The 17,950-nt window shown below is 63.9% G+C and carries 21 protein-coding genes and 1 riboswitch; of the genes, 15 read left to right on the forward strand and 6 right to left on the reverse strand.

Annotated elements, in window-relative coordinates; all coding sequences use genetic code 11:
* The first annotated feature begins 126 nt into the window (after nucleotides 1-126).
* Nucleotides 127-513 (forward strand): MerR family transcriptional regulator, encoded by a 387-nt coding sequence (locus tag LB556_RS20420; RefSeq protein WP_006203215.1) that lies wholly within the window; start codon nucleotides 127-129, stop codon nucleotides 511-513.
* Nucleotides 514-519: 6 nt separating this feature from the next.
* On the opposite strand, the gene LB556_RS20425 is transcribed toward LB556_RS20420, so the two are convergent.
* Both LB556_RS20425 and LB556_RS20430 read right to left on the reverse strand, forming a co-directional pair.
* The gene (locus tag LB556_RS20425) at nucleotides 520-990 is read right to left on the reverse strand and encodes a methyltransferase family protein (protein WP_224569534.1); all 471 of its coding nucleotides are present in this window, start codon (nucleotides 988-990) and stop codon (nucleotides 520-522) included.
* Nucleotides 987-1,985: a heparan-alpha-glucosaminide N-acetyltransferase gene (locus LB556_RS20430; RefSeq protein WP_224569535.1), complete on the reverse strand. Its 999-nt coding sequence runs from the start codon at nucleotides 1,983-1,985 to the stop codon at nucleotides 987-989. Before LB556_RS20430 ends, LB556_RS20425 begins: the two co-directional genes overlap by 4 nt.
* Before the next feature lie 236 nt (nucleotides 1,986-2,221).
* Here LB556_RS20430 and LB556_RS20435 point away from each other — a divergent pair, with 236 nt between their 5' ends.
* Nucleotides 2,222-3,421 (forward strand): MFS transporter, encoded by a 1,200-nt coding sequence (locus LB556_RS20435; protein WP_224569536.1) that lies wholly within the window; start codon nucleotides 2,222-2,224, stop codon nucleotides 3,419-3,421.
* Nucleotides 3,422-3,424: 3 nt separating this feature from the next.
* On the opposite strand, the gene LB556_RS20440 is transcribed toward LB556_RS20435, so the two are convergent.
* The gene (locus LB556_RS20440; RefSeq protein ID WP_224569537.1) at nucleotides 3,425-4,594 is read right to left on the reverse strand and encodes an aromatic ring-hydroxylating oxygenase subunit alpha; all 1,170 of its coding nucleotides are present in this window, start codon (nucleotides 4,592-4,594) and stop codon (nucleotides 3,425-3,427) included.
* 141 nt (nucleotides 4,595-4,735) lie between these two features.
* Nucleotides 4,736-4,933: riboswitch (cobalamin riboswitch) on the forward strand.
* A gap of 35 nt (nucleotides 4,934-4,968) precedes the next feature.
* On the opposite strand from LB556_RS20440, the gene LB556_RS20445 reads away from it, so the two are divergent.
* The 4 genes from LB556_RS20445 to cobO are packed head-to-tail and all read left to right on the forward strand — an operon-like array spanning nucleotide 4,969 to nucleotide 7,088.
* Nucleotides 4,969-5,148 (forward strand): CbtB domain-containing protein, encoded by a 180-nt coding sequence (locus tag LB556_RS20445; RefSeq protein ID WP_015317373.1) that lies wholly within the window; start codon nucleotides 4,969-4,971, stop codon nucleotides 5,146-5,148.
* Nucleotides 5,149-5,163: 15 nt separating this feature from the next.
* A complete protein-coding gene (locus LB556_RS20450) occupies nucleotides 5,164-5,964 on the forward strand; it encodes a CbtA family protein (RefSeq protein WP_224569538.1) in 801 nt (266 codons plus the stop codon).
* Nucleotides 5,957-6,472 carry a bifunctional adenosylcobinamide kinase/adenosylcobinamide-phosphate guanylyltransferase gene (cobU, locus tag LB556_RS20455; RefSeq protein WP_224569539.1) on the forward strand — a complete coding sequence of 172 codons (516 nt, stop codon included), beginning with the start codon at nucleotides 5,957-5,959 and terminating at the stop codon, nucleotides 6,470-6,472. Before LB556_RS20450 ends, cobU begins: the two co-directional genes overlap by 8 nt.
* Nucleotide 6,473: 1 nt before the next feature.
* The gene (gene cobO / locus LB556_RS20460) at nucleotides 6,474-7,088 is read left to right on the forward strand and encodes a cob(I)yrinic acid a,c-diamide adenosyltransferase (protein ID WP_224569540.1); all 615 of its coding nucleotides are present in this window, start codon (nucleotides 6,474-6,476) and stop codon (nucleotides 7,086-7,088) included.
* Here the strand turns inward: cobO and cbiB are convergent, their stop codons facing one another.
* Nucleotides 7,089-8,063 (reverse strand): adenosylcobinamide-phosphate synthase CbiB, encoded by a 975-nt coding sequence (gene cbiB / locus LB556_RS20465; protein WP_224569541.1) that lies wholly within the window; start codon nucleotides 8,061-8,063, stop codon nucleotides 7,089-7,091.
* On the opposite strand from cbiB, the gene cobD reads away from it, so the two are divergent.
* On the forward strand, nucleotides 8,062-9,108 hold the full coding sequence (cobD, locus tag LB556_RS20470) for a threonine-phosphate decarboxylase CobD (protein ID WP_224569542.1): 1,047 nt from the start codon (nucleotides 8,062-8,064) through the stop codon (nucleotides 9,106-9,108). The two genes, cbiB and cobD, sit on opposite strands and share 2 nt — an antisense overlap.
* A complete protein-coding gene (locus LB556_RS20475) occupies nucleotides 9,105-9,614 on the forward strand; it encodes a tyrosine phosphatase family protein (RefSeq protein ID WP_224569543.1) in 510 nt (169 codons plus the stop codon). The genes cobD and LB556_RS20475 overlap by 4 nt, the downstream gene beginning before the upstream one ends.
* Nucleotides 9,615-9,732: 118 nt before the next feature.
* Here LB556_RS20475 and LB556_RS20480 read toward each other — a convergent pair whose 3' ends face one another.
* Entirely contained in the window at nucleotides 9,733-10,536 is an 804-nt protein-coding gene (locus tag LB556_RS20480; protein ID WP_224569544.1) for a creatininase family protein, read from the reverse strand.
* A gap of 122 nt (nucleotides 10,537-10,658) precedes the next feature.
* On the reverse strand, nucleotides 10,659-11,042 hold the full coding sequence (locus LB556_RS20485) for a RidA family protein (protein WP_224569545.1): 384 nt from the start codon (nucleotides 11,040-11,042) through the stop codon (nucleotides 10,659-10,661).
* A 288-nt stretch (nucleotides 11,043-11,330) separates the two neighbouring features.
* Between LB556_RS20485 and LB556_RS20490 the strand changes: the two genes are divergently transcribed.
* From LB556_RS20490 to LB556_RS20520, 7 genes are read left to right on the forward strand one after another with little or no spacing between them, the layout of a single operon-like run.
* Nucleotides 11,331-12,335: an ABC transporter substrate-binding protein gene (locus tag LB556_RS20490; RefSeq protein WP_224569546.1), complete on the forward strand. Its 1,005-nt coding sequence runs from the start codon at nucleotides 11,331-11,333 to the stop codon at nucleotides 12,333-12,335.
* 11 nt (nucleotides 12,336-12,346) lie between these two features.
* A complete protein-coding gene (locus LB556_RS20495; RefSeq protein WP_224569547.1) occupies nucleotides 12,347-13,165 on the forward strand; it encodes an ABC transporter ATP-binding protein in 819 nt (272 codons plus the stop codon).
* Complete coding sequence (locus tag LB556_RS20500) at nucleotides 13,152-14,000, forward strand: ABC transporter permease (RefSeq protein ID WP_224569548.1); 849 nt, start codon at nucleotides 13,152-13,154, stop codon at nucleotides 13,998-14,000. Before LB556_RS20495 ends, LB556_RS20500 begins: the two co-directional genes overlap by 14 nt.
* A gap of 4 nt (nucleotides 14,001-14,004) precedes the next feature.
* Entirely contained in the window at nucleotides 14,005-15,306 is a 1,302-nt protein-coding gene (locus tag LB556_RS20505; protein ID WP_224569549.1) for a cytosine deaminase, read from the forward strand.
* The gene (locus LB556_RS20510) at nucleotides 15,306-16,709 is read left to right on the forward strand and encodes an FAD-binding oxidoreductase (protein WP_224569550.1); all 1,404 of its coding nucleotides are present in this window, start codon (nucleotides 15,306-15,308) and stop codon (nucleotides 16,707-16,709) included. Before LB556_RS20505 ends, LB556_RS20510 begins: the two co-directional genes overlap by 1 nt.
* Nucleotides 16,709-17,290, forward strand: coding sequence for an NAD(P)H-dependent oxidoreductase (locus LB556_RS20515; RefSeq protein WP_224569551.1), 582 nt, complete (start codon nucleotides 16,709-16,711; stop codon nucleotides 17,288-17,290). The genes LB556_RS20510 and LB556_RS20515 overlap by 1 nt, the downstream gene beginning before the upstream one ends.
* Entirely contained in the window at nucleotides 17,290-17,877 is a 588-nt protein-coding gene (locus LB556_RS20520; RefSeq protein WP_224569552.1) for an NAD(P)H-dependent oxidoreductase, read from the forward strand. Before LB556_RS20515 ends, LB556_RS20520 begins: the two co-directional genes overlap by 1 nt.
* Nucleotides 17,878-17,950 lie beyond the last annotated feature (73 nt).

The raw sequence follows: 17,950 nt of genomic DNA on the forward strand, positions 1-17,950 counted from the left end.
GTAAATGCTGTGCGACGCTCACAGGGCAGGGCCACTCGCCGATTCCGGCACGGCTGGGCCTGTTCGTGGGGAGGAGAGGAGGCGAGGCGCTTGATCGGCAATCGCCAATCTCTGGGTGGAGCGACCATGCGGGAATATTATTCGATCACCGAACTGACCCGCGAATTCGACGTGTCGACGCGCACGCTGCGCTTCTATGAGGACGAGGGACTGGTGCAGCCGGTGCGGCGGGGCCGCACGCGGCTGTTTCGCCCGTCCGACCGCCATCTCATCCGGCAGATCATGCGCGGAAAGCGGCTCGGCTTCTCGATCAACGAGATCCGCGAGATCATCCAGATGTACAAGGAGCCGCCCGGCGAGGTCGGTCAGCTCAAGCTGATGATCAAGCGCATCGAGGAAAAGCGCGAGGATCTCAGGCAGAAACGCCGCGACCTCGAGGAGACGCTGGCCGAACTCGACCAGGCAGAGGAGTCTTGCGTCGAGCGGCTGGTCGAGCTCGGCGTCAACACCTAATCCTGCTCAGATCCAGCGCCGCACCCGTTTGGAATAATCGCGGTATTTCTTGCCGAATTTCGCCGCCAATATCTTTTCCTCGCTTTCGATGGCGACCTTCTGCGTGACGAAGGCCGCGACGAAGCCAAGCAGGAAGAACCAGGCGATGCCCGAGACGAAGGCAACGCCGATCAGCATCAGCGTCAGCGCCAGATAGATCGGATTGCGGGTGATGCCGAATGGGCCGGATGTAACCAGATGGTCCGGCAGGGCGGTGGGGCTGAGCGTGGTCTTGGCCCGCATCATGGTGCGGATCGCGGTGAACCAAAGTGCGGCGGCGCCGAACAAGGCCACCCAGCCGGCTGCAAACAGCATGTCGCCCAGGAGGTCGCCGATCCAGGGCAAGGGATAGAGCAGACCGAGGATGATGCTGACGGCGATCGCGGCGGCGTAGATCACCGGCGGCCACGGTACCACCCCAGGCTTCGGCTCGATCATTGTGTCCCTCCCTCCGTCATCTTGTCATCGGTCTTGGCGGTGCACGTTGCGGCAAGATCGGACAGATGCGCCCTGAAGTCCGCAGTCTGATCGTTGTTGTAGAGCCGATCAAGAGAGGCGTCCCCTTGGAGCGTCTCGAGCATGCAACCGCAATAGCTCGAACAGAAGGTTGCGTTGCGCATCTGCTCGCATGAGCGCTGGCAGGTTTTCAGGAAATTGACCTGCGGCGGGTCGACCTTCGCCGGCATCGCCTGCGAGAACAGCCAGACGCCACCGATCAGCAGCGGCTGGTGGATCAGGTAGAAGGCCAGGCTGTGGCGGCCGATGAAGGCCAGCGGGTTCGACCAGCGCCCGGGGGCCAGATTCGCCAGGCGCGCCCTTATGCCGGAAGCGGAAGCGAGTTTCGTTATCCCGAGGCCGACAAGCACGGCGCCGAACCAGGGGAACAGCGGAACATAGTCGTTGGAGCGCGGGTTGATCGCCGACAGGCCGATCCACCACAGCCAGGGGTGATCGAGCGCCTCGAAGCGCAGGTAGAAAGGCGCCGCGATGACGAGCGTGGCGACGACAAGCGTCAGCAGCGCCGGCAGGCGCAGGAAGGCCAGGCCGAGCAGGCTGGCGAGCGCGATCTCGTGCAGGATGCCGAAGAAGATGAATCCGTCGGGCGTGGCGATGCGGGTAACGATCGAGATGGCGACCGCCGCGCCTGTAACCATGGCGAACCGCTTCCAAAAGCCGTTCCAGCGGATTTGCCGGCCATGGGCGAGATAGAGGCTGACGCCGACCAGGAACAGGAAGGTCGAGGCGATGCAGCGCGCGTAGATCTTCCACCAGCCGAAGGCAGTGAGGCCGGGATCGGTGTAGCCGAAGAATTCCAGGTCCCAGGTAAAATGGTAGCTCGCCATCGCGATCAGGGCGATGCCGCGCAAAATATCGATGGCGACGATGCGCTTCGATAGCTCCGGAACGGGTGCGGTCGGCGTGTGGATGCTCATGGTCTCGCGATCTGATTCAGCCCCTGCAAGACGACTATCACGGTTGCCCTGGATAGAAGAAGGCCGGTCGCATTGGCCTGGACCGCTCGGCGGCACCCGCGCCGGCCAACAGGTTGGGCCAGCGCGGGAAAGCCTTTGACCGGCTTCGCTTTTTGCCGGGTGTGCGTCGGTTTCCTCTTAATGGGCCTGAAATGTCCAAGGCAGATTTGACGCCGCGATTCTGCTTTGGGGAAGCAATGTCCACCCATGTTCGCCATCCGATCTGGCTTCCGGCCCTCAAGGCCACGGATGCGCGCACCTTCGCCTCGCTCTACGCGGTCGAATCCTTCGCCCGCGCCATGGTTTCGAGCGTCATCCCGATCCAGGCCTACGAGATTCTCCACAACGAGCAGATCGTTTCGATCCTCTACACCGTCGTCTCGATGATCGGCCTGTCCGTGACCTTGTTCATGCCGATGCTGATCCGCCGCTTTGCGCGGCGCTGGGTCTACACGGCAGGCGCCTGCCTGCTCGCCATCGGCTCGCTGTTCTTCGTCACCCACACACTTGCCGGACAGCTGGCCGGGATGCTGTGCCGGGTCATGGGCGCCAGCGCGCTATCGATCACGCTCAACCTTTACATCATGGACCACATCCGCAAGCCCGACTTCATGCAGGCCGAATCACTGCGCATGGCGTGGTCGATGGTTGCCTGGACCTGTGGGCCGACGCTGGGCATCTTCCTCTACGCGCATTTCGGCATCTATGCCGCGCATGGCGCGGTGGCGGTATTCGCCATGGCCCTGCTGGCGCTGTTCTGGTTCTATCGGCTCAGCGACAATACCTCCATCCAGCCCGGCAAGACGCGGCCGGCCAATCCGCTCGCCAATATCGGGCGCTTCGTGGCGCAGCCGAGATTGAGGCTGGCGTGGCTGATCGCCTTCGGCCGTTCCTGCTTCTGGACGACGTTCTTCGTCTATGGACCGCTGTTCATGGTCATCACCGGCGAGGGCGAATTGGCCGGTGGCCTGCTGGTCTCGGCCGGCAATGCGCTTTTGTTCATGGCGATCTTCTGGGGCAAGGCGGGAAAACGCTTCGGCGGTCGGCGGACGATGACATTTGCCTATTTCGCCATGTCGGCCATGCTTCTGGCCGCGGGGACGGTCGGCGAAACCGTGCCGCTGCTCACGGGCGCCTTCCTGCTGTGCGGCGCCTTCTTCACCATCGCGCTCGACGCACTCGGTTCGACCGCCTTCATGCGGTCGGTGCGCTCCTATGAGCGCGCGCAGATGGCGGCGGTCTACCGCACCTATCTCGACTTTTCCGAACTGACGCCGCCGCTGGTCTATTCGATGGTGCTGGCCTTCTTCGGTCTGGGTTCGGTGTTCGTCACGCTCGGCCTGCTGGCAGCCTTTTGCGGCTTCATGACCTGGCGATATCTGCCGAAATCCCTCTAAAAATCACGGCGAAAGCGCCGTATGGCGCTCGCGCACCCAATTGTGGAAGCGATGCAGGTCGTATTCCTCGGGCATCAGCACGCCGGCTTGATGGCGCATCGAGCGCAGGCCCCTCTGGTTGACCTCGCAAATCGCTGCGTCCTCTTCCAGCACCTGGGTGCCGAAGGCGACGATGTTGTCGATATCGGTCTCGGCGAGCGCCTCGGGCGCGAACAGCCATTCCGCCACAAGCTCCGTCTGATCGGCGCCGAGCGGCACCAGCCTCACCGTTCGGACATAGTCGACATGGCCGACGATGAACATCGAGGGCAGGCTGGTGGCGTAGGTCTGGCCGGCGGCCCGTTCGGCCGGCGTCAGGTCCGGGAAGACGGGGCCATGCGCCTTGCCGTCGCGCGACCAGGTTTCGGCACCCGTCCGAAGGCCACCGGAAAATTCCGGCGCGTCATTGTCCGCCTGGCGGGTCCATTCGGGGTCGTCATGCCGGCTCATCAGGCCGCGACCATAGATCGGCACCAGCCGCGACAGGTCCTTGTGGACGCCCGGGCAGTGCAGGCATTCGTTGAAGTTTTCCCAAAAGATCTTCCAGTTGCAGTTCATCACCTTGCGCAGCACATGGCCTGATACCAGCGATTCGAGCGGCCAGTTGCCGAGGTCGCCGGAAGCGGGATCGAAGGAGGATTGCGCCGAGCCGGCGGAATCCTCAGCAAGATTGACGAAGACGAAGCCCCGCCACACCGAAAGGGCGACGCGATAAAGCGGGTGATCGGCCTTGTCGAAGCCTTCAGGCAACGATTTCGACGGCACGCGCACCAGATCGCCACGCAGCGAATAGGACCAGGCATGATAGGGGCAGGTGATCAACCGCGCCTTCAGCCGCCCTTCGCTTTCCTGGCAAAGCTGCGAGCCGCGGTGCCGGCAGGTGTTGTGGAAGGCGCGCAGCTCCCCGGTGTCGTCGCGCAGCACGACAATTTCCTGCGTGCCGACGCGGAAGGTGCGGAATGCCAAAGGCTGGGCGAGGTCGGCCTCGCGGCAGACGAGCAGCCAGCTTCTGTACCAGATGGCGTCGAGGTCACACTGATAAGCTGCTTCATCCCAATATGCCGATGAGGGCAGCGTCGGCTCGGTTCGGGTCAGGCCGTTATAGGGATCGCGCTCGCTGGCATTGGGCTGCATGACCGGCTTCCTGTGAGGTTGCCAGCCGACACCGGGCCATGACGTTTGTCAATCATGACAACATGGGAGCGGCTCTACGAGACGACGCTGCTGCGCCAACGGCTGTCGGAATTTGGTTTGCCGGGCTCGGCGAATTTCCTTATAGTCGCCAACGTCGTCGGTTCCTTTTTGGAGCCAAGAGGGAATGCGGTGCGGGCGAGGTTTCGCCCAATGCCGTGGCTGCCCCCGCAACTGTGTGCGGTAGCCCTCTCCATAGACCACTGAAGGTTTTCCTTCGGGAAGGTGGGGAAGGGCGCTGATCCGCGAGCCAGGAGACCTGCCGGCGACAGGAAACTGACTTCGATGCCCTCGGGTGGAGGGCGAAAGGACAAGACATGACTACCGCTTCCGTCTCCCTCGGCGCCTCGGTCTCTTCGCAGTCGCGCTTCATGCAGCTGGCGCTCGCGGCGCTGCTTGGCATCTTCGTCGTCGGCTTTGTCGGCTTCTCGCATATCGATGCCGTCCACAATGCCGCCCACGACTATCGCCACTCGATGGCATTTCCCTGCCACTGACGGAGGTCTGCCATCATGAATCTGTTTCGCAACGTCGTGTTCGTCGCGGCGATCGCGGGGCTCGTGGCCGGCGTCGTCCTCGCCTGTATGCAGGCCTATGCCACGGTGCCGCTGATCCTCAAGGCGGAAACCTACGAAAAGGCCGGCGGCGGCCATCACCATGATCACGCGGCCGCACCGGCGGCGAACAGCGACGCCATGAGCACGGCCGCTCCGGCGGGCAATGCCATGAGTTCCGCTGCGCCAGCAGCCGACGACTTGGCGTCGGCACAGGAAGACGAAGGCTGGGCCCCGGCCGACGGTTTCGAGCGCTTTGCCTTCAGCGTGGTTGCAAATATCGTCACCGGCATTGGCTTCGCGCTGGTTCTGGTCGCGGTTTCGGAGTTTGCCGGCGGTATCGGCAACTGGCGCCAGGGCGTGTTCTGGGGGCTGGCCGGCTTTGCCGTGTTCACGCTGGCACCGGGCCTCGGCCTGCAGCCGGAATTGCCGGCAATGCCGGCGGCCGATCTGCTTCCGCGCCAGGTCTGGTGGATAGCGACGGCGGCAGCGACCGCGATCGGCCTTGGCCTGATCGTGTTTCGCAGATCGCTGCCTTTGACCATCCTCGCCGTCTTGCTGATCGTTGCGCCGCACATCGTCGGCGCGCCGCAGCCCGACAGTTTCGAGACACCGGTCCCGGAAGGCCTGCACCATCAGTTCGTGGTGGCGGTGACGCTGACCAATCTGGTGTTCTGGCTGGTGCTTGGCGCGGTCGTCGGCGTGGTGCGTGGACGCTTCACCGGCACGGCGACCAGCCTGCGCGACAGCTTTGCCTGATCGCGGCAAGCTGACCTTCATCATCGGCGGTGGGCGCTCCGGCAAGAGCCCCCACGCCGAAACGCTGGTGACGGCCTCGCCCGCGCCATGGGCCTATATCGCCACCGCGCAAGCCTATGACGACGAGATGCATGAGCGCATCGCAATGCACCGCTCGCGGCGCGGCGAGGGGTGGTCGACCATCGATGCGCCACTCGACCTTGCCGATGCGCTGGAGGCGTTGCCGGATGATCAGCCGGTGCTGGTCGACTGCCTGACGCTCTGGCTGACCAATCACATGCTGGCCGATCGCGACGTGGAGGCGGAGTGCCGGCGGCTGGCGGACGTGCTGTCGCGGCCGCGTGGGCCGTGGTTCGTGGTGTCGAACGAGGTCGGGCAAGGCATCGTGCCCGACAATGCGCTGGCGCGGCGTTTTCGCGACGACGCCGGCCGGCTCAACCAGCAGGCCGCGGCGGTGGCCGACACGGTGCTGCTGATGGTTGCGGGGCTACCGCTCAAGGTGAAGTGACATGACCGATATCGACGACAAGGACGAAGAACGCCATCGCGCCAAGATGGCCAACCGCAAGGCGGTGCAGGATGCCGAGGTGGCAAGCAAGACCGTCGAGAAGGGATTGCTGATCGTCAACACCGGTCCCGGCAAGGGCAAGACCACGGCCGCCTTCGGATTGGCGCTGCGGATGCTCGGTTACGGCAAGCGTGTTGGTGTCGTCCAGTTCATCAAGGGCAAATGGCACACCGGCGAAAAAGATGCCTTCGCCGCGTTCGGCGACCGAGTCGTCTGGCATGCGATGGGCGAGGGGTTCACCTGGGAGACGCAGGATTTGAAGCGCGACATCGCCGCTGCCGAAGCCGCCTGGGCCAAGGCACTCGAGTTGATCGCCGATCCCTCGATCAGCCTTGTCGTGCTCGACGAGTTGAACATCGCGTTGCGCTACGAATATCTCGATCTCGACAAGGTGGTTGCGGCGCTCAAGGGCCGGCGCGAAGGCCTGCATGTCGTCGTCACCGGCCGCAACGCCAAGCCGGCGCTGGTCGAGGCGGCGGATCTGGTCACCGAGATGGGCGTGACCAAGCATCATTTTTCGGCTGGCGTGAAGGCGCAGCAAGGCATCGAGTTCTAGCTAGAATGCCAGGATCACGATCACGGAGACCACACCGAACAGCCCGATCAGCAGATAGTCGGCGACCCGGTAAAGCTTGAGCGCGCGCCTGATGTCGCCGCTATCGACATCGCGGCGGCCGCCCTCGCCCATGAAGACGTCGTCGACCACGATGCCGCCATAGCTGCGTGGCCCGGCAAGCGCCAGGCCAAGCGCGCCGGCCATGGCCGCTTCCGGCCAGCCTGCATTGGGCGAGCGGTGCTTCTTCGCGTCGCGCCATACCGCTTGCCGGGCGCCGCTGGGGTCGGCGCCCTCGACCAGGAAGGACGCGAGCACGATCAGCAGCGCCGTCAGCCGCGATGCCGGCAGGTTGATCCAATCGTCGAAGCGCGCCGCCGCCCAGCCGAAGGCTTCGTGGCGGGGGGTATGGTGGCCGATCATCGAATCGGCGGTGTTGGCCGCCTTGTAGGCGGCGCCGCCAGCCAGCCCGCCGACGCCAGTCCAGAAGGCGGGGGCGACGATGCCGTCGGAGAAATTCTCGGCCAGGCTCTCGATCGCCGCGCGGCAGACCCCGGCGCGGTCCAGCGTCTCGGGATCTCGGCCGACGATCCGCGAGACGGCGGCCCGGCCCATGTCGAGGCCTCCACTGTCGAGCGCGTCGGCAACGGCTTCCACGTGTTCGTAAAGGCTCTTCTGCGATAGAAGCGACGTTGCCAGAAGGACAGCGACGATCAATCCCAAGGGGACGAACCAGATCAGAACAAGCTGTATGCAAAGAGCGGTTGTCGCCGGCACCAGCACGATGACCAGAAGCGCCTGGACGCCACGTTGACGACGCAGCGCGTCGGGATCAGTGGCGCGGTTGAGCCTCACGTCGAGAAAGGATATCAGCCTGCCGAACCACGTCACCGGATGGCCGATGGCGCGAAACAGCCAGTCGGGATAACCGAGGGCGAATTCGACAACCAATGACAGGAAAGCGATCAGGATTGACATGAAGCTTCTTGATGGAGGGGTGGACCATGGTGGAAGTCTTGGCCGGGCAAAGGCGCTCTTCCCCAATGCCGTGCTGCCTTACGTCGACCTCTCGACCGGTATCAATCCGCACTCCTACCCGCTTTTCGACCTGCCCGCCACCTCCCTTTGCCGACTGCCGGAGGCCGCGCGCGGTCGCGAACTGACAGAAATTGCGGCCAACACCTACGGCGCGCCTTCCGCTGGAAACGTCGTGGCGGCGCCCGGTACGCAGATTCTGTTGCCGCGCGTGGCTTCACTGGTGAGGCCCGGCAAGGCATTGGTGCTGGGGCCGACCTATGCCGAACATGCGCGAGCCGCTGCAACCGCCGGGCACGAGGTGGCCGGGGTCCGCGATTTCGCGGCGATGGCCGACGCGGACCTCGCCATCATCGTCAATCCGAACAATCCGGATGGACGCATCGTCGAGCGCGACCGGCTGCTGGTGCTGGCCGCCGCGCTTCGCGCCAAGGGCGGGCTGCTGGTCGTCGACGAGGCGTTCATGGATGTCGGTCCACGCGAACACAGCCTTGCCGGCGATGTCGCCCAAGGCGGCATCGTCGTGCTGCGCTCGTTCGGCAAGTTCTTTGGCCTGGCCGGCCTGCGACTGGGGTTCGCGCTTGCCGATGCGCCGACGGCCGAACGGCTGGGCATGCAGTTCGGGCCTTGGGCCGTTGCCGGACCGGCGTTGGAATACGGCATCCGCGCGCTGGCCGATCTCGACTGGCAGGATGCGATGCGGGCGTCGCTGGCCGATGCGGCGGCGCGGCTCGATGCGTTGTTCGGCCGTTTCGGCGTTCCCGTCGCGGGCGGCACCACCTTGTTCCGCTATCTCAGCCTGCCCGACGCCGGCGCCCTGTTTTCCGCGCTTGGCGAGAGCGGCATCCTGCTCCGACATTTCTCCGACCGGCCGCATGTCCTGCGCGCAGGCCTGCCGGGGAGCGAGGAGGAATGGCGCAGGCTCGAATCCGCCCTTGCCGATTGGACGTCGCGGCGCGAGGATCGATCGAAAGGTTCGAAACAATGATCCATGTCTGCTCGCTGGCGAAGATCGAGGAAACGGTGGCCAGGACCGGCGCCGACCGCATGCTGTCGCTGCTTGCCGCCGGTACCGAGGTGGTGCGCCCGGCCTCGATCCGTAGGGAAAACCACCTGCATCTGGTCATGCATGATATCGCGGTGGCGCAGGACTGCATGACCATGCCGGGCGAGGAGCATGTACGCCACCTGCTCGATTTCGCACGCCGGTGGGACCGGGCGAAGCCGATGCTGGTGCACTGCTATGCCGGCATCAGCCGCTCGACCGCCTCCGCCTACATCATCACCGCGGCATTGGCGCCTACGCGCAACGAGCTGGAACTGGCGCAGACGCTGCGCGCGCTGTCGCCTTCGGCGACGCCCAATCCGCGGCTGATTGCCGTGGCTGATACGCTGCTTGGACGCAACGGCCGCATGATCGAGGCGATCGAGTCGATCGGGCGCGGCGCCGACGCCTTCGAAGGCACGCCGTTCGCGCTCAAGATCGATATCTAGAGCATGATGCCGAAAAGTGTGAAGCGGTTTTCGGACGACATCATGCTCTATCTCTTTGATTTAGAGACGGATTCAGTTTTCAGGTCGACTCGACCTGAAAACATCCGGCTCTAGGCTGCTATTTCAGCCACTCAGCGAGCCTGGCCTTGCGCACATCCCGCACCAGGCTAATGAAGCCTTCGGCCTGATGTTCCGCGGTCAGCCTACCTTTCTCGGCTGTCGCAATGCTGGCGTCGCCGACCACGCCGTTCGGATTGAGATCGCTGGCGATCCAGGCGAAGGCGTGCGTGCCGGTCTGGCGCAGCAGCGAGAACTCCTGCTCGGCCTCGGCGACGTTGGAAATGAAATTGTCGGCCTTGCCCATGTCGACGAGATCCGGCTGGAAATGCAGCATCAGCGAGGTCTCGACATCGCCGCCATGGATGCCGTGACGGTCCTCGAGCTCGGTGTACATGCCGGCCGGGCGGCCGAAGCGCTGCCAGCTCGTCTTCACCGCCAGCATCTTTTCGCGCACGCGCAATTCGCGCGTGACGATGCCCATGATCTCTTCATTGCCGCCATGCGAATTGATGACGATGAGCTTGCGCACGCCAGCGCGCGCGATCGACAGGCCGAGCTCGGTCCACGCCTCGATCAGTGTCGCTGCCGGCAGGGTCAGCGTGCCCGGCGCGTGCAGATGCTCGTTCGATTTGCCAATCGCCTGCACCGGCAGGATGCGGATGTCGAGGTCCGCGGGCAGCCGCGAAACGACCGTGTCCAGCATGCCGTTCATGATCGAGGTGTCCGTCGAAACCGGCAGATGCGGCCCGTGCTGCTCGATCGCCGCGACCGGCAGCACGGCTATCGTCGACTCGGGATCGATCGAGGCATATTCGGTTGTCCGGTAGTCGCCCCACCAGACGCGTCTTTTTGTATTGTCCATTCTGACCTCGAAGAAACTGAAGCGCGTCGGCGCTGCCCGGCAGGCGGATGAGGGGCGGCGCCGACCTTCAGTTTGACCTTAGACCATCGGCCCGTCGATTCGTAGCGCTAAGCCTGCGCTTCTCACCCAGCCGCAATGGCTTCGACCTCGACCTTGAATTCGGGGCGGGCAAAGCCGGAAACGATCATCAGCGTCGAAGCCGGCGCCGGGCTTGAAAACAGCCGGTCGCGGACCTCCATATAGGGTCGCAGATGCGCGCGATCGGTGACATAGGCGTTGATGCGAACGATGTCCGGCAACCCCAGTCCGGCTTCGTTCAGGATCGCGGCGATGTTCTTGAAGCAGAGCTCGGCCTGGGCGCCGGCGTTTTCCGGTATCTCGTCGTCCGCCGTGATGGCGACCTGGCCCGAGCACAACACCAGCCGCTTGCCGGGGGGCACCTCGACGCCGTGGCTATAGCGGGCAAAGGGCGCCTTGATCGACTTCGGGGTGAGGAACTTGAACATGGCAATCTCCGGTTTGCGGGCAGCCTAGGACGGGTTTCATTACAGCTTCAAGATGGCAGTGCACAGCTTCAAGATGGCGGTGCATGCCGCCGGTGCGATTGTGGACAGGCGTTCAAAAAATAGGCACGATGCCCTCGGTGCAGCACGACCTTTCCGGCTTTCGCAGATGGCTGTGGTGCAGGCGGGCGGGTCCCGGCGTGCGACGCCGGTGGCATGTGTCTTGCTTCTCGAATCTTTGGTGTCAAGCATGGCGCGCAGCGCGCCGGTGCAAATAGAGGGTGGTTTTCGATGTATGTGAGACAAAAGACTTCGGCGGTGGCGGTGGCCCTGCTTGCGGCCGGTACGCTGGGTGCGGCGGCGAATGAGAAAGTCACTTTCGGCACCAACTGGCTGGCCGAGCCGGAACATGGCGGCTATTACCAGGCCGTGGCGGATGGCACCTATGCCGCCTGCGGTCTCGATGTCACCATCATGCAGGGCGGTCCGCAGGTCAGCGGCCGGCCGATGCTCCTGGCCGGCAAGATCGATTTCTACATGGGCGGCAATTTGCTGTCGGCCTTCGATGCCGTCCAGCAAGGCATTCCGATGCGCGTTGTGGCCGCCGACTTCCAGAAGGACCCACAGGTCATCATGTCCCACCCTGGCGAGGGGCTCGACAAATGGGAGGACCTGAAGAACGCCGACCAGTACATTCTGGGCGACGAAGGCGTGCAGACCTTCTTCCAGTGGATGGTCATCGAACTTGGTTTCGACGCTTCGAAGCGCGTGCCCTACACCTACAACACCGCTCCTTTCCTCGCCAACAAGAAGTCGATCCAGCAGGGCTACGTCACCTCGGAGCCGTTCGCGGTCAAGAAGGAAGGCGGCTTCGTGCCGAACCAGTTCCTGCTCGCCGACTATGGCTGGGACACCTATTCGACCACGATCGAGGTGATGCAGGACACGATCGACAAGAAGCCCGAGGTGGTCCAGTGCTTCGTCGATGGCTCGGCCAAGGGGTGGTACAAATATCTCTACGGCGACAACAAGGCCGCCAACGACATGATCAAGAAAGACAATCCTGACATGAGCGACGAGCAGATCGCCTTCTCGATCGAGCAGATGAAGAAATTCGGCCTTGCCGATTCCGGCGACACCGAGAAGCTCGGCATCGGCGCCATGACCGATGCACGGATCAAGAGCTTCTACGACAAGATGGTCAAGGCCAAGGTGACGCCCGAGGGGATCGACATCAAGAAGGCCTACACGCTGGCATTCATCAACAAGGGCGTCGGGCTCGAGCTGAAGAAATAGGCCGGCCCGGCATGATGCGGGAACAGGTGGTGCAAGGGCGGGCCGCTGCGTCGGACTTGCTGGCGCTGCGCGGCGTCGGCAAGGTCTTTTCCAACGGCGTGACGGCGCTCAGCGATGTCGGCCTGACGATCCGGGAAGGCGATTTCCTCAGCCTGCTTGGACCGTCGGGCTGCGGCAAATCGACGGCGCTGCGGCTGATTGCCGGCCTGTCGACACCGACCTCGGGCGTGCTCGACTGGCGCGGCGGCGGCTCGCTCGACCGTGCCAATATCGGCTTCGTCTTCCAGGAGCCGACGCTGCTGCCCTGGGCCAGCGTCTTCGACAATGTCTGGCTGCCGCTCAGGTTGAAAGGCATCAGCCGTGCCAACGCCGCCTCGGCGGTGAACGAGATGCTGGCGCGGGTTCACCTCACCGGTTTCGAGAACGCGGTGCCGCGCGAGCTGTCCGGCGGCATGAAGATGCGCGTCTCGATCGCACGCGCCATGGTGACCAAGCCGCGTGTGCTGTTGATGGATGAGCCGTTCGCCGCGCTGGACGAGATCACCCGCTTCAAGCTCAACAACGACCTGCTGGAACTGTGGCAGGACGAGCGCTTCACCGTCGTCTTCGTCACCCACAGCGTGTTCGAAAGCGTGTTCCTGTCCAACCGCGTCGTCGTCATGGCGGCGCGACCGGGCAGGGTGTTCGACGAACTGGCCATCGAGGCATCATATTCGCGCGACGAGGCGTTTCGCACCTCGCCGGATTATGCAGCCCTTTGCCGGCAAGCCTCGGATGTGCTGGTCAATGCCATCAATTCAACAGCGGGCTCGCACCATGACGGTCATTGACGGCACGTTGAAACTCGACCCCGAGGAAGCGCGCCGCGTGCGCCAGGAGCGGCTCGAGCGGATCGGCCGCTGGGTGCTGCCGCTGGCGATCATGATCCTGGCGATCTGGCTTTGGGACCGCATCTGCGTCTGGAACGAGATTCCGCGGTACATCCTGCCGCGGCCCGGTGTGGTGCTGTCGACGCTCTACAACGATGCGGGCCTGCTGTTTTCGGCGCTGCTGGTCACCTTGCGCATCACCTTCCTCAGCCTGCTCCTCGCCGTTGTTGGCGGCGTCGGCCTGGCGGTCTTGTTCGCGCAGTCGAAATGGGTGGAGATGTCGTTCTTCCCGTTCGCCATCGTGCTGCAGGTGACGCCGATCGTGGCGATCTTTCCGCTGATCAACATCTATGTAGACAACCAGACGACCAAGCTTCTGCTCTGCGCCTGGATCGTCGCCTTCTTTCCGATCCTGTCCAACACCACGCTCGGCCTCAACTCCGTCGACCGCAATCTGCGCGACCTGTTCAAGCTCAACGGCGCGACGCGCTGGCAGCAGCTGCGCTACCTCAGACTGCCGGCGGCGATGCCGTATTTCCTCGGCGGGCTGAAGATCGCCGGCGGCCTGTCGCTGATCGGCGCCGTGGTGGCCGAGTTCGTCGCCGGCTCGACCGGCCAGTCGTCCGGGCTCGCCTCGCGCATCATCGAAGCGGGCTATCGGTTGAATGCTCCCAGGCTTTTCGCGGCGCTGTTTTTGATTTCGCTCACCGGCATCCTGATCTTCCTGGTGCTGTCGCTGATCTCGCATCTCATTCTGCGGCGCTGGCATGAGAGCGCGCTGAAGCAGGAGCGCTAGTGCCTTGATACCGACCTCCGGTCCCTACCACCTAACCAACGTCCGGCTTCACGTGTCGCTGACGCCGGACCTGGTCGCGTCCTTCGACCGAGATGGTTTCGCGCTGACCGACATCACCGTCGCGGAGGGCAAGATTTCCAGCATCGCTGCGCATGCCGCGTCGAAGGTTCCGGCCGGTTCCGTCGACCTTGGCGGCCGTATCGTGCTGCCGTGTTTCGTCGACTGCCATACGCATATCGACAAGGGTCATATCTGGCCGCGGAAGCCCAATCCCGACGGTACGTTCATAGGCGCGCTGAGTGCCACGGGCGCCGACAGGGCGGCGCGTTGGAGCGCCGAGGACGTGGCGCGCCGCATGGATTTTTCGCTGCGCTCGGCCTACGCGCATGGCACCAGGGCGCTCAGGACCCATATCGACAGTGTCGCGCCGCAAGAGGAGATCTCCTGGCCGGTGTTCGAGACGATGCGCCAGGAATGGCGTGGCCGTATCGAACTGCAGGGCGCCTGCCTGCTCGGCATCGAGGGTGTGCGTGACAAAAAATGGTTCGACCGGCTGGCAAAGAGGGTGGCCGCGGCCAAGGGCGTTCTGGGCGTCGTAACCTATATGGTGCCGGACCTGGAAGAGCTGCTCGACCACGTCTTCGCGCAAGCGATCGAGTATGGGCTCGATCTGGACTTCCACGCCGACGAGACCGCCGACATCGCGGCCATTTCGCTGAAGAAGATCGCCGAGGCGGCTCTGTGGAGCGGGTTCGAGGGCAATATCCTCGTCGGCCATTGCTGCTCGCTGGCGCGCCAGCCCGATCTTGAGGTGCTGGACACGCTGGATAAGGTGGCGAAGGCCGGGCTGGCCGTGGTGTCGCTGCCGATGTGCAATCTCTATTTGCAAGACCGTCGCACCGACCAGACGACACCACGCTGGCGTGGGGTGACGCTGCTGCACGAGATGAAGGCGAGGGGTATTGCGGTCGCGGTCGCTTCCGACAACACGCGTGATCCCTTCTATGCCTATGGCGATCTCGACATGCTGGAGGTCTACCGCATGGCGACGCGCATCCTGCATTTCGACCATCCGGTCGCCGACTGGCCACAGGCAGTCACCGCGACGCCGGCGAAAGTGATGCGGCTCGACGGCTTCGGCACGCTTGCCGCCGGTGGCGATGCCGATTTCATCCTGTTCAAAGGCCGGAGCTGGACGGAATTGCTGTCGCGGCCCGAATCGGATCGCATCGTCGTGCGTGCCGGGCGCGCGATCGACCGGCAATTGCCCGACTATGCCGAACTCGACGAACTGATGGTGGACTGATGGACATCGCCGCGCTGAAACGCGACCTCGACGGGATAAAACTCGACGACAATCCGGCCATCGTCCAGCAGAAGAGCCGCGACTTCTACTGGTACAGCCCGGTGCTGAAACAGCAGCTCGACCATGTCACCGGCGACCTGATCGCCACGCCGAAGACCGAGGCCGAGCTGATCCGCGTGCTTGCCGCCTGCCATCGCCACGGCATTCCGGTGACGCCGCGCGGCAGCGGCACGGGCAATTACGGCCAGGCGATGCCGCTTTCGGGCGGCGTGGTGCTGAACCTCGCCGAGATGAACGAGATCAAGTCGATCAGCCCAGGCCGTGTGGTGACCGGGCCTGGCGCGATCCTGGCCGACATCGACAAGGCGACGCGCGCACATTCCGGGCAGGAACTGCGGCTGTCGCCCTCGACCTACAACACAGCCTCGATCGGCGGTTTCATCGCCGGCGGCTCTGGCGGCGTCGGCTCGATCAATTTCGGCGGGTTGCGCGATTTCGGCAATGTGCTGCGCCTGCGCGTGGTGACCATGGAGGCTGAGCCGAGGGTGCTCGAACTCACCGGCGAAGACCTGCACAAGGTAACCCATGCCTATGGCACCAATGGCATCATATCAGAGGTCGAGATGCCGCTGACGGCCGCCTATGAGTGGATCGACATCATCGTCGGCTTCGATGCCTTCATGGGCGCGGCGCGCTACGGCAATGCGCTGGCCTGCCAGGACGGCATCCTGACCAAGTTGATCACGCCGATCGCCGCGCCGGTGCCGCAGCTCTATTTCAAGCGCCACCAGAAGTTTTTCAGGGAAGGGCAAAGCATCTGCGTCGTCATGGTAGCTCGGCATGGGCTGGATGCCTTTCTTGCCTTCACCCGGCGGGCCGGCGGCGCGGTGATCTATAGCGCTGCCACGGCGACGGCGGAGGAGAAAAAGGGTCTGCCGCCGGCCTATGAACTGGCCTGGAATCATACGACGCTGAGGGCGCTGCGGGTCGATCCCGACATCACCTATCTGCAGTCGCTCTATCCTTTTCCCAACCAGTTGGCGCTGGTCGAGAAAATGGACGCGATGTTTCCCGGCGAGGTGTTCTCGCATCTCGAATTCGTGCGGCTGGATGGCAACATCACTTGCTTCGGCCTGCCATTGGTCAGGTTCACCACCGAGGCGCGGCTCGACGAGATCATCCGCCTGCATGAGGACAATGGCTGCCCGATCTTCAACCCGCATCGCTACACGCTGGAAGAGGGCGGCATGAAGCAGACCGACGCGGTGCAACTCGCCTTCAAGCGCGAGACCGATCCTCAAGGCCTGCTCAACCCCGGCAAGATGATCGCCTGGGAAAACCCCGATTACGATTATCGTTCGGGCCGGACCTTCCTCTTCAAGGGGCTGCAGAGGACAGGCTGATGAAGATCCTCGTCCTCTACGCCCATCCGGTCGAGACCAGCTTCAATGCCGGCCTGCACCGGATGATCGTCGAGCGGCTGACTGCGGCGGGCCATACGGTCGACGACTGCGATCTGTACGCCGAGGATTTCGATCCGCGGCTGACCCGCAGGGAGAGGCTGGACTATCATAACCCACGCGGAGCCAAGGACCCGGCGGCGCCCTATGTCGAGCGCCTGTTGCGAGCCGATGCGCTGGTGCTTTCCTATCCGGTCTGGAACTACGGCTTCCCCGCGATCCTGAAGGGCTTTTTCGATCGCGTCTTCCTGCCCGGCGTGTCGTTCACGCTGGTCGACGGCAAGGTGCAGCCGTCGCTGCATAACATCAGGAAAGTCGCGGCGATCACCACCTATGGCGGCAGCCGCTTCCGCGCCATTCTGATGGGCGATCCGCCGCGCAAGTTGATCAAGCGCATGCTGCGCGCCACGGTGAAGCCCGGCGCACCGGTGACTTACCTCGCGCACTACGCGACGAACCTGTCGACCGACGAAACACGGAAGTCCTTCATGACGAAGGTCGCGGCGAGCATGGACGCGTTCTGATGCGGGTTCTCGTCGTCTACTGCCATCCCGTGCCGGAAAGTTTTTGTGCCGCAATCCGCGACACCGCCATGGACGTTCTGAGGCGAAGAGGCTGGGAGGTACGGCTGCTCGACCTCTATGCCGAGAAATTCGATCCGGTGATGAGCTGCGAGGAGCGGCGGACCTATAATGAACGGGCACCGCAAGACCCGGCGCTGAAGCCGCATTTCGAACTGCTCAACTGGGCCGAGGCGATCCTGTTCGTCTATCCGACCTGGTGGTACGGGCTGCCGGCGATGCTGAAGGGCTGGCTCGACCGGGTGTGGGCGGCCGACATCGCTTTCAAGCTGCCGGTAGGCAGGGGAGGGATCAAGTCGTTGATGACGCATGTCACCAAGGTCGGCGTCATCACCACCTGCGGTGCGCCGACCTGGTGGAGCGTCGTGGTCGGCCAGCCCGGGCGCAAGACCTTGCTGCGCGGCATGCGGGCGCTGTGTGCGACGCGCTGCCGGACATTCTTCCTGGCGCATTATCTGATGGATGCCTCGACGCCACGGACGCGGACGGCGTTTCTGGTCAAGGTGCGGGCGAAGCTGGAGCGGTTTTGAGCGCCGGGCTTCCCTTCTCCCCTTTGTGGGAGAAGGTGGCCGAGCGAAGCTCGGTCGGATGAGGGGTGCTCCA

The sequence above is a fragment of the Mesorhizobium sp. ES1-4 genome (assembly GCF_020164745.1).
GTDB lineage: Bacteria > Pseudomonadota > Alphaproteobacteria > Rhizobiales > Rhizobiaceae > Mesorhizobium.

Excerpts from the sequence above, each read along its gene's own strand:
- LB556_RS20445 (WP_015317373.1), top strand. The coding sequence starts at position 4,969 with ATGACTACCGCTTCCGTCTCCCTCGGCGCCTCGGTCTCTTCGCAGTCG.
- LB556_RS20485 (WP_224569545.1), bottom strand. The coding sequence starts at position 11,042 with ATGTTCAAGTTCCTCACCCCGAAGTCGATCAAGGCGCCCTTTGCCCGC.
- cobO (WP_224569540.1), top strand. The coding sequence starts at position 6,474 with ATGACCGATATCGACGACAAGGACGAAGAACGCCATCGCGCCAAGATG.
- cobD (WP_224569542.1), top strand. The coding sequence starts at position 8,062 with ATGAAGCTTCTTGATGGAGGGGTGGACCATGGTGGAAGTCTTGGCCGG.
- LB556_RS20480 (WP_224569544.1), bottom strand. The coding sequence starts at position 10,536 with ATGGACAATACAAAAAGACGCGTCTGGTGGGGCGACTACCGGACAACC.
- LB556_RS20450 (WP_224569538.1), top strand. The coding sequence starts at position 5,164 with ATGAATCTGTTTCGCAACGTCGTGTTCGTCGCGGCGATCGCGGGGCTC.
- LB556_RS20430 (WP_224569535.1), bottom strand. The coding sequence starts at position 1,985 with ATGAGCATCCACACGCCGACCGCACCCGTTCCGGAGCTATCGAAGCGC.
- LB556_RS20425 (WP_224569534.1), bottom strand. The coding sequence starts at position 990 with ATGATCGAGCCGAAGCCTGGGGTGGTACCGTGGCCGCCGGTGATCTAC.
- LB556_RS20420 (WP_006203215.1), top strand. The coding sequence starts at position 127 with ATGCGGGAATATTATTCGATCACCGAACTGACCCGCGAATTCGACGTG.
- LB556_RS20500 (WP_224569548.1), top strand. The coding sequence starts at position 13,152 with ATGACGGTCATTGACGGCACGTTGAAACTCGACCCCGAGGAAGCGCGC.
- LB556_RS20520 (WP_224569552.1), top strand. The coding sequence starts at position 17,290 with ATGCGGGTTCTCGTCGTCTACTGCCATCCCGTGCCGGAAAGTTTTTGT.
- LB556_RS20495 (WP_224569547.1), top strand. The coding sequence starts at position 12,347 with ATGATGCGGGAACAGGTGGTGCAAGGGCGGGCCGCTGCGTCGGACTTG.
- LB556_RS20435 (WP_224569536.1), top strand. The coding sequence starts at position 2,222 with ATGTCCACCCATGTTCGCCATCCGATCTGGCTTCCGGCCCTCAAGGCC.
- cbiB (WP_224569541.1), bottom strand. The coding sequence starts at position 8,063 with ATGTCAATCCTGATCGCTTTCCTGTCATTGGTTGTCGAATTCGCCCTC.
- LB556_RS20510 (WP_224569550.1), top strand. The coding sequence starts at position 15,306 with ATGGACATCGCCGCGCTGAAACGCGACCTCGACGGGATAAAACTCGAC.
- LB556_RS20515 (WP_224569551.1), top strand. The coding sequence starts at position 16,709 with ATGAAGATCCTCGTCCTCTACGCCCATCCGGTCGAGACCAGCTTCAAT.
- LB556_RS20475 (WP_224569543.1), top strand. The coding sequence starts at position 9,105 with ATGATCCATGTCTGCTCGCTGGCGAAGATCGAGGAAACGGTGGCCAGG.
- LB556_RS20440 (WP_224569537.1), bottom strand. The coding sequence starts at position 4,594 with ATGCAGCCCAATGCCAGCGAGCGCGATCCCTATAACGGCCTGACCCGA.
- LB556_RS20490 (WP_224569546.1), top strand. The coding sequence starts at position 11,331 with ATGTATGTGAGACAAAAGACTTCGGCGGTGGCGGTGGCCCTGCTTGCG.